Consider the following 17821-nt stretch of genomic DNA (forward strand, 5'->3'; position numbering starts at 1 on the left):
TTCCGGCGAGAGGAAATCCAAGGCAACTACAATGAGCGGCGTTACTGATGAATCGGGCGCCGTATGCGCCAAGGAGGGACAATGGCCGAGATCACATGGAAGTCGATTCTCACCAAGCTGGTCGGGGGAGACCATCTGAGCGCCGGGGAATCCGAATGGTTCGTCGATGACCTGATGAAGGGCAATGCCGAACCGGCCGCCGTGGGGGCGGCCCTTGCCATGCAGCAGCAGTTGGGACTCACCCCGGAGGAGGTGTCGGGCGCCGCCAAGGCCATGGTGTCGCACGCGGTGCCGCTGAATGTCTCCGGCGAGACCACCGACATCGTCGGCACCGGCGGCGACGGCTTCGCCACCGTGAACCTGTCGACGATGGGCTCCGTCGTGGCCGCGGCGGCCGGCGTGAAGATCGTCAAGCACGGCAACCGCGCCGCCTCCTCGAAGTGCGGCGCCGCGGACGTGCTCGAGGCGCTTGGACTGCCGTTGGGACTCAGCCCCGAAGCGGTGGGGGAGATCGGCGACGAGGTGGGCATCACCTTCGCGTTCGCCCGCACCTTCCACCCGGCCATGCGCTTCGTCGGCCCGATCCGCGCCGCGCTGGGCATCCCGTGCGTGTTCAACGTGCTCGGACCCCTGACCAACCCGGCCAAGCCCGCCCATGTGGCCATCGGCTGCGCCAAGCGCGAGGTGAGCCCGATCATGGCCGCCGTGTACGCCGCCAACGGCCAGTCCGGCATGGTGTACACCTCCCACGAGGGCCTTGACGAGCTTGCGCCCACCGGCCCGGTCTCCGTGTGGGAGATCCGCGACGGCAAGGTCACCGAAACCGAATTCGACCCGACCGTGGAACTGGGCTTGGAGAAGATCGACGTCGCCGAACTCAAGGGCGGCGAGCCCGAGATCAACGCCCGGGCGTTCCGCGACTTCCTCGCCGGCAAGGACGTGCCCGCCCGCACCACCGCGCTGCTCAACGCCGCCTCCGCCATCGTCGCCGACGGCCATCTGGTCTCCGACGGCACGCTGGCCGAGCGCTTCCGCGAGGCGTATGCGATCGCCGAGAAGACCGTGGACTCCGGCAAGGCCGCGGCCCTGCTCGACAAGTGGATCGCCACCGCCCAGGCCAAGGCCTGAGCCTCCCTCGGCGCGATCTTCATGCGCCGGGCCACCGCTTCGCATACGAGAGTCGCGCGGACATCCGTTCCGCGCGACTCTCTTGCGTTTTAGCCTGGATTCACGTACGAAAAAACACGTCTGTCGCAGGCTTGTGCGAAAACGGCCGGAATGTGGAAACCCCTCCGCCTGACGAGGAGCGGAGGGGCATGGGGCAAAGGATTCGGGCCGTGGTAAGTCACATGGCCATAGGGTGGGACGTCACCGAACGATGACGGACGTCGTGCCGGCGGTCAACGGCACCTCAAGCACGTCCCCCTTCTTCTTGGCGGTCGATCCGTCGCCGCCATCGGGGTAGGAGACGGTCACGTCGGCGAGCTTGGCTCCCCTGAGCGGCCAGCGCAGTATGCCGCTCGTATTGCCCGGCATCGTCACCTTCAACGAGGTGCGGTCCTCGACCTGCTCGATGTCCACGGACACCGGGCCGCGCACGGTGATGACGTCGCCCTTGGCGTGCCTGAGATCGGCGGGATGCGGTTCGACGAGAATCTCCGAGGCCCCGGCTTCGACGAGTTTCACACCGAGCAGCCAGCGCGCGATCGCCACGATGGGGCTGGCGCCCCACGGGTGGGAGAACGTGGTGTTCGGCTTGATGTCCGGGCTCCACGCCTCCATCGTCTGCGTGGCGCCCCAACGGTGGATCATCGACCACCAGGAGGTTTCGCTGTGCGAGCGCATGATCTCGAGCGCGGCCTGGTCCTGGCCGGTGCGGTACAGGGCTTCAAGGAACCACGCCACGGCGTTGCAGCTGACCGGCACCCAGTCGAGGCGTCCATCCGAGACCAGCCATTCGCCGATGCGCTTCATCTGGTTCTCCTCCGGCACGCCGAGCGCCGCGGAGTACATGGTCGAATGGGTGGCCGTATGGTCGGTGTCACGGCCGTCGTGATAGGCGCCGAGCCGTTCGTCGAATATCTGGCGGTTCATCGAATCGCGCATGCGTTCGGCCAGCCGACGGAAGCTGCGGGCGTCGTCATGGCGCCCGGACACCTCCGCGGCCTTCGACAGGTAGTCGAGCGCCGCATACTGCCACGCGTTGACGACGGTGTTCACGCGGGTGAACTCGAACCCGTCGATCTCCTTCGGCTGCGGCCAGTCGATGATGTCGTCGTTGAGCGGGGTCTTGCGGTCCTTTTCGATGAGACCGTCCTTGTTCAGCCAGCGCAGTCCCTGCTCGCGCTCGTACAGGGCCCAGTCCTCGGCAAGCGCGTCGGCGTCGCCGGTCTCCAGGTACTCCTCGTATGCCATCTGGATCGGCATGAACTTGTATTCGGTGAACTTGCCGGGGATGCGCACGATATAGCGGCAGGTCTTGCGCAGCAGATCGTAGGAGTGCGAGTACACGACCTCGCCGCGTCCGCGGGTGAGCAGATCGCCCTCGTACGGCATGCGTTCGCGCGTCGGAGTGTCCATGTAAAGGTCGTTGCGGTTCTCGATCATGCTGTTGGCGCACAGCCTCCACACCTCGTCGAGCACGTCGTCGGACGATTCGAACGAACCGACCTGCGCAGGTTCGGGCACCACGTCGTTGAGGAAGGTGATCGCGTCGGACAGGTCGAGGTCCTCGACGGTATCGATCTCCAGATAGCGGAAGCAGCGGTACCCCCAGTGCTCCAGGGTCTGGGCGCCTTCGCGCAGCGTCCAGGTGTCCTCGTAGCGGATGCCGCTGCGCAGTTCGTATCTCGCCGATCCGTTCTCGTTGAGCTCCTCGCCCATGCGCAGTGTCAGTTCGGTGCCGGACAGGCTGCGCGGCACGACGAGATCGGCGCGCACCGAGTAGACGCGTTCCACGCCCGCGTCGAACAGCCAACGTCCTGGGCCGAGCTTCGTGATGGCCGTGGGATGGTATTCGATACGGCCGATGCCGGCGGAGTCGTCGGCATGCAGGTTGTCGATCACGCCGCGAAGTGCGACCGGGTGGAAGTCGACGCCCGCGTAATGCGGGGCCTTCCAGCCGAGCGGCTCGTGGCGTGCGTCGATATCCTCGCGCGGTGCCACGAAATAGTTGACCTTCACGTTCATGTCGCCGGACCAGGGCAACCAGTCGAGCCCCGGACGCCCCTGCCATTCGGGACCTGTGACGATCGTTTCGACGTGACCGTCGGCGTAGTGCACGTCGAGCAGGGCCTGCACGCGTCCGCCGGTCTGCGTCCATGCCTGGAAGGCGATGGTGTTGGTCGCGCCGGCCCTGAGCAGCGGTGTTACGTCGTGGGTCTCGTAGGCGCGTCGGCCGATGTCGCGCGTCGGTCCCTGGCCCGCGTATGCGTCGTTCACCCACACGCGGTACACGTGCTGGCGCGCGCCGAACGGGGAACGGCCGGTGGCGTACAGGTATGCGCCGGTGATTTGTCCGTCGGGCAGGTCGAAGTCGTGGCGGAGCAACGCCCAGTAGTCGCCGGGAAGCACGTCGCCCAGCAGCCCGAACGCGTTTTCGTCGATGGCCATGGCACCGTCGGCCACGTGCGCGTACGGCGGCACCACGGAATCGTCGTCATACGAGGCCTGGAACACCGGCTCGGTCTCGTTGAGGGGGACGATCGTCGCGTTCTTCACGGCGAGGGATTCGCCGGCGACCGTCTTGAACCCGTAGGATGGTCCATCGAAGGCGATGTCGTCATCCGAATCGACGGGGATGTCGTTGATGAACGTGCCCGCGTGGTTACCGTCGACGTTGATCGACAGGTCCACGTAGTCGTGCAGATCGATGCCGTCGGGCAGATCGACCGTTGCGATCGGATTCTCATGGCCGTTGCGCATATGCACCTTGGCCAGTTTGCGTTCGTCGGCGTAGAAACGCCACAGGTAGCCGTCCTGGCAGTCCACGGAGATGCGGAAGAACACGCCGGCGGATTTGCCGGTCACCTTGAACCGGGCGGAGAAGGTGCCGTTCATGCAGAGCGCCGGGCCCGGATCGGCCGGTCGCACGTAGGCACCGCCTTCGGTCCAGATGCCGGTGGCGCCGTCCCAGTCGCGCGGTCCCAATGGCCCGACGACGACTTTGGCCGGTTCGCTCCAGCCGGTGAGCACGGAATCGCCGCCCGGTCGGCCGATGCGCACGCGTACGCGCCAGAAGGCGATCTGGCGGGAGGTGAGCCGTTCGAACGGCCACGGCACGGCGGTGCTCTGCGACGACCTGATCTCGGGCGTGCTCTGGATCGGCGCCCCGTCGGCGAACCCCTCGGGGGAGCGGGACAGCTGGATCTGGTAGGACAGCTGGTCACCGCCCACGCCGGGGACGACCGGCACCTGCCACCACAGGCGCGGACGCGTCTGTGCGATGCCGATCGGCTCGTCGCGCAGCGCGGTCAACAGTTCGTGCGGGCGGTACAGACCGTCGCCTTCATCGTTGGACGCCGCCTGGAACGTCGGCGTGCCCGAAGTCGGTCTGATTGCTACATTCATGGAAGCTCCTTTGCCGCTTGATGCCATATGGATGCGTGGTCCCCATTATGCCGGCGAACGTCGTGGACCGCCGTGATTGCCAAGATTTGCCGTTGCCGTCATTGCCGTCCATTCCGTTCCCTCCGGCCCGGTCGAGCGTGGGCCCGTCCGGCCGTTGCCAAAGTTTGCCCCATCCAAGCGAACATCGGCAATGTGTGTTTGGAAGCGTTCTCCCCGTTGGGTTCCTGTGGTGCCGGCGACGCGTCCGCCACGGCCCGGAGAGGGGGAAGCGGACCATGGCGGTTTGCCGGTCCAACGGCGCGACCTTAGACTGAAGGGCAATTCAACCCATCTGCGTGGATGGTTTGGACGACATCATCGACATGGGCTTTCGACGAGGATTCTATCGCCGATCAGTCGCAAGGTCGCGTGCCAGGACAACAAACAGGCAAGGAGAGCATTCGCATGAGCGAATCCACGAAACTCGGTAAGTACAAGGGGCTGCAGATCGCCAGCGGTCTGGGCGGCATCCTGGGCTCCGGCTGCATCGTCGGTCTGAGCGCCACCATCACCGTCATCAAGGATTATCTGGGATTGAGCCCGGTGCAGGTGGGCGTGGTGTCCAGCGTGATGACGTTCTGCATCGGCTTCGGTTCGCTGTTCGGCGGCCGCATCGCCGACGCCATCGGACGTGTGCGCGTATACAACTACGTGAACTTCATCTACGCCATCGGCACCCTGATCATGGCGTTCACCCCGAACTACCCGTCGCTGCTCGTCGCGGCCGCCATCCTGGGCCTGACCTCCGGCACCGAACTGCCGGTGTCGCTGTCCATCATGTCCACCGACGCTCCGAACGAGGGCATCTCGAACAAACTGGTCTCCAGCCACCAGATCTACTGGCACTTCGGCCAGTTCATCTCCTATCTGGTGACGTTCTTCCTGTCCACCACGGGTATCGTCTCCGCGCGCGTGGTCTTCGTCTTCCTGACGGTCATCGCCCTGATCTCCGCACTGTGGCGCACGTTCAGCAAGTCCCTGGCCGAGATCCACGCCGAGGCCGCGGCCCGTGAACTCGCCTCCGCCAAGGCGGAAGGCGAGAGCGAAACCGTCAAGGTGAGCGTGAGCTCCGTCCTGTTCGGCAAGAACAGCAAGGTCTTCCTGTTCTCCTTCATCGGCATCGGCGTCTACTATGTCGCATGGAACCTGCTGGCCAACACGTGGGGCCAGTTCCAGACCTACCTGCTGGCCGTGAACATCCCGGACGAGGCGCACCGCCAGACCTTCGCCACCGGCATCGGCCTGGTCCTGCTCACCGTCGCCACCATCATGTCGGCCGTGTTCACCGGCATCTCCGCAAGCCATCTGCGCAAGCCGCTGTTCTTCCTCGGCGGCGCCATGCAGGTCGTCGCCATGGCCGTCATGGCCATCGGCATCGGCATGGGCAACGGCTCCCTGTGGTTCATCGTCGCCGGCCTCGCGCTGTTCAACATCTTCAACTCCTTCGCGGGCGAGGCGATGTACAAGCTGTGGACCCAGAACGCCTTCCCGTCCCAGGTCCGCGCCTCCATCCAGGGCTTCCTCAACGGCTTCTCCCGAATCTGCTGCGCCCTGTTCGCCATCGTCACCCCGACGCTCGTCGCGCCGGAGAACATCGGCGTCACCGCGTGGGGCTTCTTCGGCATCATCCTGGTGTCGTTCCTCGCAGGCGTGGTCATGATCAACACCGAGAAATCCCGCAGCGCCGTGCTCACGGAGAACTGAGCCGCGGTGACGACGCAGGGGCGTGCGCGCATCGCCGTATGATGGGCGCACGCCCCGACCGTATGGACACACGATCCAAAGGAGGAGACTGACGTGTCTGACAACAAGAAGGTGAGCCGGTTCTACCGACCCCGCAGAATCACCCTCGGCAGGGGCATCTGCTACGGCATCACCGATTTCGTCGGCGGCGGATCGATGACGATCATCGGCGCGTGGATGATGTTCTTCTACACGCAGTACTGCGGCCTGACCGCCACCCAGGGCGGACTCATCGTCGGCGTCTCGCGCGTGGTGGACGCGTTCACCACGCTGATGATGGGCTCGCTGACCGACCACTTCCACAAGACGCGGCTCGGCAGGCGCTTCGGCCGCCGGCACTTCTTCATGCTGATCGGTTCCCCGCTGCTGCTGAGCTACGTGACCCTGTGGATCGGCGGCATGGACTTCTGGTATTATCTGGCCACCTACATGGCCTTCGAGGTGATTTCCAGCGCCATCATGATCCCGTACGAGACGCTGCCCACCGAGATGACCAAGGACTACACGGAACGCACGAAGCTCTCCGGCTCCCGCATGTTCATCTCCGCCGGCGCCACGTTCCTCGCCACGTTCATCCCCGGCCAGCTGTTCCGCATCCTCGGCCAGGACTCCCCGATCCCGTTCCTCATCAACGGCGCCATCTTCGCCGTCATCTTCTTCGTGTGCTTCTTCGTGACGACGATGACCACGTGGGAGCTGCCGGTCGAGGAGGTCCTGCGCCAGGAGTCGAAGGTCACCGAGGAGAAGGTCTCCCCGCTGGAGATCGTCAAGGAGTATGCGACCACGCTGAAGAACCGCAGCTTCCGCAAGCATCTGGCGATCTACCTGCTGTCGTTCACGGGCAAGGACACGTTCAACACGGTGTTCGCCTACTTCTGCACGTTCTGTCTCGGGCTTACGGCCACGGTCGCGGCGAACATGCTGTCGCTGTCCATCGTCGGACTGCCGGTGACGTTCGTCGCCGGCTATCTCATGATCAAGCGCGGTCCGAAGTTCCTGTACGTGTCCGGATACGGGCTCATGCTCGTCATGCTGGTCGCCTACTTCTGCCTGTTCGTTTTCAAACCCTCGCATCTGATCGCATGGCTGTTCGTCGTCTCGCTGCTCTACCAGATCGGACGCGCCACGCTCGAATTCACGCCATGGAACGTGTTCCCGTTCATCCCGGACATCGACGAGCTGGTGACCGGACGCAATCGCGCCGGCGAGTTCGCCGCGGTCATGACCTTCTGCCGCAAGACCACCGTGGCCGTCGCCTCCATCGCCACCGGCTGGATTCTCGACCGCTCCGGATTCGTGCACGGCGCGCAGACCCAGACCCCGGGCGTGCGGATGGCCATCGCGCTGGTGCTCATGCTGTTCACCGGCACGCTGATCATGCTCGCCCTGCTCGTCGCGCTGACGTTCAAGGTCAATCCCGCGAACCACGAGATCGTGCGCAACGAGCTCGAACGCCTCAAGAACGGCGGCAGCAAGGCCGACGCCGACGCGAGGACCCGCACGATCGTCGAACAGCTCAGCGGCACCCCGTACGACGAGGCGTGGCCCGTCGAACGCTGACGATCCGTCACGCATCCGTCCGCGTATTCATGCGAACACGATGGTCCCCTTTCCCGCCTGCGTGGGGGAGGGGACCATCGTCTGAGGGCACGTCCGCGCGAATGGTGCACGCCTGCCGGCATCACGACGCGTAGGCCGTGAGCCGATCGGCCTCGGCGGTGCTGGTGCGGTTCACCAGTGTCGTCTCGAAGCGGATCGGCACCATCGTGTGGTCGTGCGCGGTGTGCAGAAGGCGCGAGATAAGCTCCTGGACGGCGGCTTCGCCCATCTGCCGGCGGGGCATCCGGATGGTGGTCAGGGCCGGCGTGGTCAGCGCACTGATGGGGGTGTCGTCGATGCCGATCACCGAGACCTGCTGGGGGACGGCTACCTGATGCGCCTTCAACGCGGCGATGAAGCCGATCGCCTCGAGGTCGTTGTATCCGATGACCGCCGTGGTGGGGTTCTTGGCGTACGTGTCATAGCAACGGTATCCGCCGGAGAACGTGGGATTGGGGCACATGATGCGGCGCAGGCGGATGTGGCGCGCCTCGCATGCCGCGGTGAGCGCCCTCCAGCGGACGCCGTCCTGCCATGAGGCCGCGGGGCCGGACAGATACGTGATCGACGCGTGCCCCAGCTCGTCCAGATGTCGCACTGCCTGGGCGATGCCCTCATGCGTGTCGGCGATCACCGACTGCACGCCGCGCACCGAACGGTTGATGGTGACGACGGGTTTCGTCTCCGCCATCTTGCGCACGGCGGAATCGGACAGCCGTGACGAGGCGAGGATGATGCCGTCGATATGCACGTTGGTCTGTCGCAGTGCGTTCTGCTCCAGGGCGCCGCTCTCCTCCGAATCGATGACCAGAAGGCCGAAACCCTTGCGCAGGCACTGATGCTGCGCGCTTTTGACCAGTTCGGCGTATATCGGGTTGGCGAGATCGGCCACGACGAACGCGATCAGCCCGTTGAGATGCCGCCCGTCGCCGGAGACCGGATACGAGTGCACCGTTTCGGACCGGTAGCCGAGTTCGTCGGCGACGGCGAAGATCCGCTTCGCCGTATCCACGTTCACACGGCCGGGGCGGGCGAATGCACGGGAGACGGTGGAAGGGTTGACCCCGGCCGCACGCGCGACGTCCCTGATGGTCACCTTGCCGCTGCTCGTCTTCCGCTCGCCATCCATGACGATCTTCCTTTCCGGGTGGGTCGGTCGCTGCGGGCACCGGAACGGCCGGCCCCGGTGTCGTCTACGAGGACGATTCTATCGCCGTGCCGACCGTCCTGCCTCCGGTCTTGGCAAACGACGGCAACGGGCGGCGCGAGTGCCTCGGAAGGCGTTCCATGGAAGGCATCAACCAACGGCCCGAACGATTTCAAGGAGGAATCATGGCCAACCAGAAGACTCCTGACGCATGCGCGTATTGCGACGAGGGGGAGGCTCTCGACGCGTTCGGCATCAGGATCGCCGAACTGCCCGCGTCCAAGGTCGTGCTGTTCAAGGAGCAGAGCCACAGGGGACGCGTCATCGTCGCCTCGAAGCACCACGTATCCGAAATCGTCGACCTCGACGACGAGGAGAGGAACGCGTTCATCGCCGACGTGAACCATGTGGCGCGCGTCCTGCACGACATCTTCCGGCCGGACAAGATCAACTACGGCGCCTACGGCGACGGCGGCCACCATCTCCACTTCCATTTGGTTCCCAAGTACGCGGACGACGATTTCGAATGGGGGAGCGTGTTCCGGATGAACCCGCGGCGTGTGTACCTGGCGGAATCCGAATACCGTCTCATGGCCGAAGCCATCGCGGCGAGACTCTAAAGACGGCAACGGACGGCAACAACGGCAACGCATGGCAACACCGCCTCCCGACGGACGGTGAAGCCCATAATCAAAGGCATGGAAACAATGAAGAAGTTCATTCTGGACGACGGACGTCTGCTTTCCGGGAACCACGACATCGAAGGCATCGCCAAGGATCTCTACGAGGAGGTCCGCGACCTGCCGATCATCTCGCCCCACGGCCACGTGCCGGTGTCATGGTTCGCGCAGGACCTGCATTTCGACAACCCCACCAGCCTGTTCATCACGCCCGACCACTACGTGACCCGCGTGCTGCACTCGCAGGGCGTGCCGCTGTCCGCGCTCGGCGTCAACCGCACCGACTACACGGACGACGAAGCCAGGAAGGCGTTCCTCCTGCTCGGCGAACACTGGAACGCCTTCGCCGGCACCCCGATGCGCTACTGGTTCGAGGATGCGCTGCAGCGCGTGTTCGGCATCGACGAGAAGTTCGGTCCGGACACCGCAGACCGCATCTACGACGAACTCGCCGAACTGCTCGCCTCCGATGAATTCACCACGCGCGAACTCGCCAAGCGCTTCAACATCGAGTTCATCTCCACCACCGACGATCCGGTCGACGACCTCGCCCTCCACGACAAGGTCAACGCCGACGAGGACTTCCCGGCCCGCGTGGCCCCCTGCTTCCGCCCCGACAAATACCTCGAAGCGGCTCGTGCCGATTGGCCGGAACTGGCCGCCGCGCTGGGCGCCGCCGCCGATGTGGACACCTCCACGTACGAAGGGTTCTACGAGGCGATGCGCCGCCGCCGCCTCTACTTCAAGGAGCATGGCGCCGTCGCCTCCGACCACTCCCACGCCGACGCCGGCACCGCGCGGCTCACTGAGGAGGAGGCGCGCACGCTCTACGCCAAGGCGCTCAAGGGATCCATCGACCCGGACGACGCCACCCGTCTGCGCCGCCACTTCGTCAACGATCAGGCGCGGCTTGCCCAGGACGACGGCCTGGTCATGACCATCCACCCGGCCGTGTACCGCAACTACGACCACCGCAACTTCGTCGAATACGGTCCCGACACCGGTGCCGACATCCCCGACAGGGTGGACTTCGCCGCCGGCCTGCGGCCGCTGCTCAACGAATACGGGAACAACCCGGGCTTCCACTTCGTGGCGTTCACGATGGACGAGACCGAATACTCGCGTTCCCTCGGCCCCCTCGCCGGCTTCTACCCGGCGTTGTACGTCGGAGCCCCTTGGTGGTTCATCGACGCCCCGGAACCGATCCTGCACTACTTCCAATCCACGGTGGTCGCCGCCGGCTTCACCAAACTGTCCGGATTCATCGACGACACGCGCGCCCTGTGCTCCATCCCGTCCCGCCACGACATGAACCGCCGCCTGACCGCGCGCTTCGTCGCCGGCCTCGTCGCCGACCACCGCCTGAGCCTCGACGAAGGACGCGACATCGTGCGCGCTGCCGTGCGCGACCAGCCGCGCAAGGTGTTCAAACTCGACTGACGCGACGGACACCGCGTCCAACGCAACCTCACCACCAATCGCAATACAAGCAGCAAAGGAAAGGAACCATGACCGATTTCACCGCGAAACCGCGTCTGACCCGCGCCGAACACGGTCGTCCGGCCGCCCCCGAACGCATCATCCATCTGGGCGTCGGCAACTTCACCCGCGCCCACCAGGCGTGGTACACCGAACACGCGCCGGACGCCGACGAATGGGGCATCGCCGCGTTCACCGGACGCAGCCGCCGCATGGTCGACAACCTCGACCCGCAGGGAGACGTGTACACGCTCATCACCTCGGCACCCGAAGGCGACTCGTTCGAAGTCATCTCCTCGCTGTCCTCCGTCCACGCGGGAGGCGACGTGGCCGCCCTGCGCCACCGCTTCGCCGACCCGAGCATTGCCATCGTCACCTCCACCGTGACCGAAGCCGGCTACATGCGCGACCACAACGGCGATCTGGACACCGCCAACGAGCTCGTCGCCGCCGACCTCAAGGCGCTCGCCGACGACCCGAACGTGGAGACGCTGAACACGATTCCCGCGAAGATCGTCTCCGGACTGCTCGCCCGCCGCGCCGCGGACGCCGGCGCGATCACCATCCTGCCGTGCGACAACCTCCCCGGCAACGGCCAGGCCTTCCGCCGCGTCGTCGAACAGGCCATCGAAGCCGTGGATCCGACCCTGCTGGACTGGGCGAACGACCATGTCGCCTGGGCATCGTCCATGGTGGACCGCATCACGCCCGCCACCACCGACGACGACCGCGAGACCGTCGCCGAGCAGGAGGGATGGTACGACGCCGCCCCCGTGCGCACCGAACCGTTCCTTGAATGGGTGATCGCCGGCGACTTCCCGAAGGGACGCCCCGCTTGGGACGAGGCCGGCGCCACCATCACCGACGACGTCGCCCCCTACGAGCGGCGCAAGCTGTGGATGCTCAACGGATCGCACACCACGCTCGCCTACGTCGGCCCCCTGTTCGGCTACGAATCCGTGGCCGAGGCGATCCAGGACCCGACCCTGCGCGAATGGGTCAATGAATGGTGGGGCCTGGCGGGCAGCTACCTGTCCATCCCCGCGGACGAATACCGCGAGAAACTGCTCGAACGGTTCTCCAACCCGCGCATCCACCATCACCTCATGCAGATCGCCGCCGACGGATCCCAGAAGATCCCCGTGCGCATCGTTCCTGCCGCCAAGCGCGCCCTGGCCGACGGCAACTCCTTCTGCCCGGCCGCCCGCGCCATCGCCGCATGGATCCTGTTCCTGCGCCGGTTCGGCGACGACGGCGCCAAGGATGTCGACCTCGCCACGGTCAAGACGCTCGCCGACGCGCACGGCGAGCATGCGACGCGCGACGTGGTCGCCTACCTCGACAAGGATCTCGCCGCCGACGAACGCTTCGTGAATGCGGTCGACGTCCAGATCGAAGCCGTCTCCGCGGCCGCCGCGGCCGCCGGGTCCGCAACGGACTGACGTCCGGTTCATCCGGTTCGTCCGGGCCGGAGCGCCATCACAACCAGCAACGTACCCATCCAACCAACAACCAACAACACCTCGGACGTGGAAAGACCCGCGCCGAATCCAAGAAAGGAAACAACCACCATGGCAATCGAAAAGGCTGAAGTCTTCGTCACCAGCCCGGGACGCAACTTCGTCGTCCTCAAGATCACGACCACCGACGGCGTGACCGGTCTCGGCGACGCGACCCTCAACGGCCGCGAGCTCGTCGCCGCCGAATATCTCAAGACGATCGCCCCCTCGCTCATCGGCAAGGACGAGGACAACATCGAGGACATCTGGCAGTACCTGTACAAGGGCGCCTACTGGAAGCGCGGACCGGTGACCATGGCCGCCATCTCCGCCGTCGACGTCGCCCTGTGGGACATCAAGGGCAAGAAGGCCGGCATGCCGGTCTACAAGCTGCTCGGCGGAGCCTCCCGCAAGGGCATCCTCACCTACGCCCACGCCTCCGGCGTGGACCTGCCCAGCCTGTTCGACAGCATCGACATGTACCGCGACCTCGGCTTCAAGGCGACCCGCGTGCAGTACGCGCTGCCCGGCATCCCCTCCACCTACGGCGTCGCCGGCTCCGCCAACGCACAGAAGGGCGAGGGCGAGAAGGGCGTGCGCTACGACTACGAGCCCGCCCGCCGCACCACCGTGCCGGTCGAGGAGGTGTGGGACGCCCGCACCTACCTCAACACGCTGCCCGGCGTGTTCGAGGAAGTGCGCAACAAGTACGGCAAGGACCTCATCCTGCTGCACGATTCCCACCACCGTCTGCGCCCGATCGAGGCCGCCCGCTTCGGCAAGCTCCTCGAACCGTACGACCTCTTCTGGATGGAGGACACCACTCCGGCCGAGGAAAACCAGCAGTTCCTGCGCATCGTGCGCGAGCACACCACCACGCCGATCGCCATCGGCGAGATCATCAACTCCTGGTCCGACTACATCACGCTGATCGAGGAGCAGCTCATCGACTACGTGCGTTCCGCCGTCACCCACACGGGCGGTCTCACCCACATGAAGAAGCTCATGGCCTTCGCCGAGCTCTTCGGCGTCAAGTCCGGCTTCCACGGCCCGACCGACGTCTCCCCGGTCGGCATGGCCGCGAACCTCCACCTGGATCTCGCCATCCCGAACTTCGGCATCCAGGAGTACATGAAGCACTCCGACGAGACGCTCGAGGTGTTCCACACCTCCTACACCTTCAACGACGGCTATCTGCACCCCGGCGACAAGCCCGGCATCGGTGTCGAATTCGACGAGAAGCTCGCCGCCAAGTACCAGTACCAGCCGGCCCCGCTGCCCGTCGACCGTCTGCTCGACGGCACCATGCACGAGTGGTGATCGGGCGCATGGCCACCACCGGCACCCCACAATCCGGGCCGATCCGCCATATCGTCGTCATGGGCGTCGCCGGCACCGGCAAGACCACCATGGCCGAGGAATTGGTGAAGATCCTCGGTTGGCCCTACGCCGAAGCCGACGACTTCCACCCCAAGGCAAACATCGAGAAAATGGCTTCCGGGCACCCGCTGACCGACGAGGACCGCTGGCCTTGGCTGAGGTCCCTGCGGGATTGGATGACCGGACAGGCGCATGAGGGGTATTCGACCATCGTCACCTGCTCCGCGCTCAAACGGGCTTATCGCGACGTGTTGCGCGAAGCCGAAGGCGATGTGCTGTTCGCCGAGCTCGACCTCGACGAAGCCGACCTTGCCGAACGCATGGCGAGCCGCGAGCACTTCATGCCGCTGTCGTTGCTGAAATCCCAATTGGATACGCTTGAGCCGCTTGAAGCGGACGAACACGGACTGCGTATGGTCAACAAGGGCGAAGTGGACGAGCTGGCGCATAGGCTGCTCGAGGGGCTCGGCATCAACGCCGAGTGATCCACCGCATGATGGGTGGCGGATATCCTCCGATACCCGCCACCCATCATGCATATCGGGGTTTCGACCTCTCTCGACGGTGCGGACCTCGTTCCGCGTCATCACCTCATATACGTTTCATGTATACGTCTTGTATACGGCATTCAGAACATTCGAAGGAAAGAGCAATAATGACTGAGCCTACGGCAAACATCGGTGTTATCGGACTTGCGGCGATGGGTTCGAACCTGGCCCGTAATCTCGCGCATCACGGCAATACGGTGGCGTTGTTCAACCGCCATTACTCGCGTACCGAGAAGCTCATGGAGGAGCATGGCACGGAGGGCGCGTTCGTTCCGGCCAGGACGTTGGAGGAGTTCGCCGCGTCGCTGAAGCGTCCGCGCACCGCGATCATCATGGTCAAGGCCGGCGGTCCGACCGACGCGGTCATCGAACAGCTCGAGGAGGTGTTCGAGCCGGGCGACATCATCGTCGACGGCGGCAACTCGTTCTTCAAGGACACGATCCGTCGTGAGAAGGAGGTGCGCGCCAAGGGCTTCCATTTCGTGGGCTGCGGCGTGTCCGGCGGCGAGGAGGGCGCGTTGAACGGCCCGAGCCTGATGCCCGGCGGCACCGCGGAATCCTGGAAGACGTTGGGGCCGATCCTCGAGTCGATCGCGGCGAAGGTGAACGGCGAGCCGTGCGTGACGCATATCGGCACCGATGGCGCCGGCCATTTCGTGAAGATGGTGCACAACGGCATCGAGTACGCGGACATGCAGGTGATCGGCGAGGCGTACGACATCCTGCGCCGTGGCCTGGGCATGACGGCCGAGGAGATCGCCGGCGTGTTCGACGAGTGGGACAAGGGCGACCTCGACTCCTACCTGATCGAGATCACCGCCGAGGTGCTGCACCACAGGGACGCGGCCACCGGCAAGCCGTTCGTGGACGTGGTCGTCGACCACGCGGGCATGAAGGGCACGGGCACGTGGACGGTGCAGACCGGTCTGGAGTTCGGTTCCCCGGTCGCCTCGATCGGCGAGGCCGTGTTCGCCCGCGCGCTCTCCTCGCACGGCGAGCTGCGCGAGGCGGCCCAGCGGGAGAACCTGGCCGGCCCGGACAGGACCATCGACCTGGGCGGCGAGGAGAAGGCCGCGTTCGTCGAGGACGTGCGCCGTGCGCTGTTCGCTTCGAAGGTCGTCGCCTACGCGCAGGGGTTGAACGAGATCCAGGACGGCGCGAAGGAGTACGGTTGGGACATCGACCTGTCCGAGGTGGCGCGCATCTGGCGCGGCGGCTGCATCATCCGCGCCCAGTTCCTGCTCGACCGCATCACCGAGGCGTTCAAGGGCGACAACCCGCCGGCCTCGCTGCTGTTCGACCCGTACTTCGAGAGGATCATCGGCGAATCGCAGGACGCGTGGCGTCGCGTGATCGTCAAGGCCGTGGAGGCGGGCATCCCGACCCCGGTGTTCTCCAGCTCGCTGGCGTACTACGACGGGCTGCGTTCCAAGCGCCTGCCCACCGCCCTGACCCAGTCCCAGCGCGACCTGTTCGGCGCGCACACCTACGGCCGTGTCGACAAGCCCGGCGTGTTCCACACGCTGTGGGCCGAGCCGGGCAAGCCTGAGATTGAGGAGTGACCTCACCGCTCACCATCAAGCCTGTGGCGTCGCATAGGCTGTGTTTTTCCTTCCATTGACGTGTGTCCCCGGGCCCAAAGAGGGCCCGGGGACACACGTTTTCTCCGATTTATCCGTTACGGATCACACGCGGGCGCCGTCGTCGAAGTAGCCGCCGCGGTCGCCGGTCTGCCGCCTGCGGTTCAGCACCTTCACGATGAGACCGCCGAGACCCAGCACGGTGCATATGTTGAAGACGAACCCCAACAGCCATCCGAGTACGGGAACCGCGGAGAACGCCGGCACGAGCACGGTGGCGATCATGCCCAGCAGGCCCACGGCCAGCAGGATCCAGCACACGACGGTCGAATGACGCATCGGTCCGATCTCGGGGTTCGGGGGAGTGAATCCGCCGTCGTCATGGGAATCCATCACGGCGTCCGTGTCCAGCCAGCTGGAACCGGTGAAATCGCGCGGCCCATGGCTGGGACCGGTGCGGGAGAACGCGTTCGGATCGAGGTCGCTCACGTGCAGCAGCGTCTCCTTCTCCTTGCGTTCGGCATGCTTTTGGAAACGCTTCGCGTTGCGTGAGGACGCCACGGCGTCGAGCTCGTCCCGGTGCTCCGCTTCGAACGCCGCCCATGCCTCGTCGAGGTTGCCGAGATCCGCCTTCTTCGCCGGATCGCCGGAACGGCCGCGGGAGGACGCGCCAGCGGCCGCGTCGTCATTCGGCGTGGGGTTTGTGCGCTCGTCGTCCGCGTTGGTATTGTTGAGGTCAGTCATACATACCACTTTAATCTGCCGCAGATGTTCGTGCGGGGAGGGAAACGCCAAGTGCTCTACTGGTTCTTCGTCAAAGTGTTCGGTCCCATCGCGCGCCACCGTCTTGGCCCCACGGCCAAGGGATTGGAGAACATCCCGCGCAAGGGCGGTGCCATCATCGCCGCGAACCATCTGGCCGTCATCGACGACGCCCTCATCCCGATCACCTGCCCGCGCATGGTGCATTTCATGGGCAAGGCCGAATACTTCGAAGGCAAGGGCGTCAAGGGCAAGTTCAAGAAGTGGTGGTTCACGTCCGTGGGCGTGTTCCCCGTCGACCGTTCCGGCGGCAACAAGTCGCTCGGCGCGCTCGAGCACGCGCGTGAGATCATCGAGGACGGCCACCTGTTCGGCATCCACATCGAGGGCACGCGCAGCCCCGACGGCCGCCTGTACAAGGGGCATACCGGCGTGGCGCGCCTCGCGCTCGAGACCGGCTGCCCGATCGTGCCGACCGCGCTCATCGGCTCCGACAAGCTCCAGCCCATCGGCACGTCCATCCCGAAGAAGGGCAGAACCCAGGTGATCTACGGCAAGCCCATCCACGTGGAGCGCAAGCCCGCCGACGAGATCACGCACGACGATCTGCGCTCCCTGACCGACCATCTGACCGCCGAGATCCAGAAGCTCAGCGGCCAGGAGTACGTGCCCGAATACGCGCAGAAGATCAAGGCCGAACTCAAGGCGAAGAAGGAGGCCGAAGCCTCCGGATCCGCCGAGGCCTAGCCGGTCGGGCCCTCCTATCGGGTCGACCGGAACAGACGAACATGGGCTC

General features: G+C 65.3%; 13 protein-coding genes. 10 read left to right on the forward strand and 3 right to left on the reverse strand.

Annotated features, from left to right (window positions below):
• Positions 1-81 precede the first annotated feature (81 nt).
• On the forward strand, positions 82-1128 hold the full coding sequence (gene trpD / locus GFD21_RS01415; RefSeq protein WP_163196128.1) for an anthranilate phosphoribosyltransferase: 1047 nt from the start codon (positions 82-84) through the stop codon (positions 1126-1128).
• Between the two features lie 240 nt (positions 1129-1368).
• On the opposite strand, the gene GFD21_RS01420 is transcribed toward trpD, so the two are convergent.
• Positions 1369-4569: a family 78 glycoside hydrolase catalytic domain gene (locus GFD21_RS01420; protein WP_163196129.1), complete on the reverse strand. Its 3201-nt coding sequence runs from the start codon at positions 4567-4569 to the stop codon at positions 1369-1371.
• A 444-nt stretch (positions 4570-5013) separates the two neighbouring features.
• On the opposite strand from GFD21_RS01420, the gene GFD21_RS01425 reads away from it, so the two are divergent.
• Complete coding sequence (locus GFD21_RS01425; protein WP_163196130.1) at positions 5014-6312, forward strand: MFS transporter; 1299 nt, start codon at positions 5014-5016, stop codon at positions 6310-6312.
• 93 nt (positions 6313-6405) lie between these two features.
• A complete protein-coding gene (locus tag GFD21_RS01430; RefSeq protein ID WP_318643711.1) occupies positions 6406-7911 on the forward strand; it encodes an MFS transporter in 1506 nt (501 codons plus the stop codon).
• A gap of 121 nt (positions 7912-8032) precedes the next feature.
• Here the strand turns inward: GFD21_RS01430 and GFD21_RS01435 are convergent, their stop codons facing one another.
• A complete protein-coding gene (locus GFD21_RS01435) occupies positions 8033-9079 on the reverse strand; it encodes a LacI family DNA-binding transcriptional regulator (protein WP_163196131.1) in 1047 nt (348 codons plus the stop codon).
• A gap of 203 nt (positions 9080-9282) precedes the next feature.
• Here GFD21_RS01435 and GFD21_RS01440 point away from each other — a divergent pair, with 203 nt between their 5' ends.
• The 6 genes from GFD21_RS01440 (at position 9283) to gndA (ending at position 16245) form a co-directional block, all read left to right on the forward strand.
• Positions 9283-9717 (forward strand): HIT family protein, encoded by a 435-nt coding sequence (locus tag GFD21_RS01440; RefSeq protein ID WP_163196132.1) that lies wholly within the window; start codon positions 9283-9285, stop codon positions 9715-9717.
• 87 nt (positions 9718-9804) lie between these two features.
• Positions 9805-11217: a glucuronate isomerase gene (gene uxaC, locus GFD21_RS01445; protein ID WP_163196133.1), complete on the forward strand. Its 1413-nt coding sequence runs from the start codon at positions 9805-9807 to the stop codon at positions 11215-11217.
• A gap of 68 nt (positions 11218-11285) precedes the next feature.
• Positions 11286-12698: a mannitol dehydrogenase family protein gene (locus tag GFD21_RS01450; RefSeq protein ID WP_163196134.1), complete on the forward strand. Its 1413-nt coding sequence runs from the start codon at positions 11286-11288 to the stop codon at positions 12696-12698.
• Between the two features lie 129 nt (positions 12699-12827).
• A complete protein-coding gene (gene manD / locus GFD21_RS01455) occupies positions 12828-14075 on the forward strand; it encodes a D-mannonate dehydratase ManD (protein ID WP_163196135.1) in 1248 nt (415 codons plus the stop codon).
• Between the two features lie 8 nt (positions 14076-14083).
• Positions 14084-14620, forward strand: a complete 537-nt coding sequence (locus GFD21_RS01460; protein ID WP_225431523.1) for a gluconokinase — start codon at positions 14084-14086, stop codon at positions 14618-14620.
• A 170-nt stretch (positions 14621-14790) separates the two neighbouring features.
• Positions 14791-16245 (forward strand): NADP-dependent phosphogluconate dehydrogenase, encoded by a 1455-nt coding sequence (gndA, locus tag GFD21_RS01465; RefSeq protein ID WP_163196136.1) that lies wholly within the window; start codon positions 14791-14793, stop codon positions 16243-16245.
• 123 nt (positions 16246-16368) lie between these two features.
• Here gndA and GFD21_RS01470 read toward each other — a convergent pair whose 3' ends face one another.
• Positions 16369-17007: a hypothetical protein gene (locus tag GFD21_RS01470; RefSeq protein WP_163196137.1), complete on the reverse strand. Its 639-nt coding sequence runs from the start codon at positions 17005-17007 to the stop codon at positions 16369-16371.
• A 51-nt stretch (positions 17008-17058) separates the two neighbouring features.
• Between GFD21_RS01470 and GFD21_RS01475 the strand changes: the two genes are divergently transcribed.
• Positions 17059-17772 carry a lysophospholipid acyltransferase family protein gene (locus GFD21_RS01475; RefSeq protein ID WP_163196138.1) on the forward strand — a complete coding sequence of 238 codons (714 nt, stop codon included), beginning with the start codon at positions 17059-17061 and terminating at the stop codon, positions 17770-17772.
• Positions 17773-17821 lie beyond the last annotated feature (49 nt).

Origin of the sequence: Bifidobacterium platyrrhinorum (genome assembly GCF_010667645.1) — a bacterium.
GTDB lineage: Bacteria > Actinomycetota > Actinomycetes > Actinomycetales > Bifidobacteriaceae > Bifidobacterium > Bifidobacterium platyrrhinorum.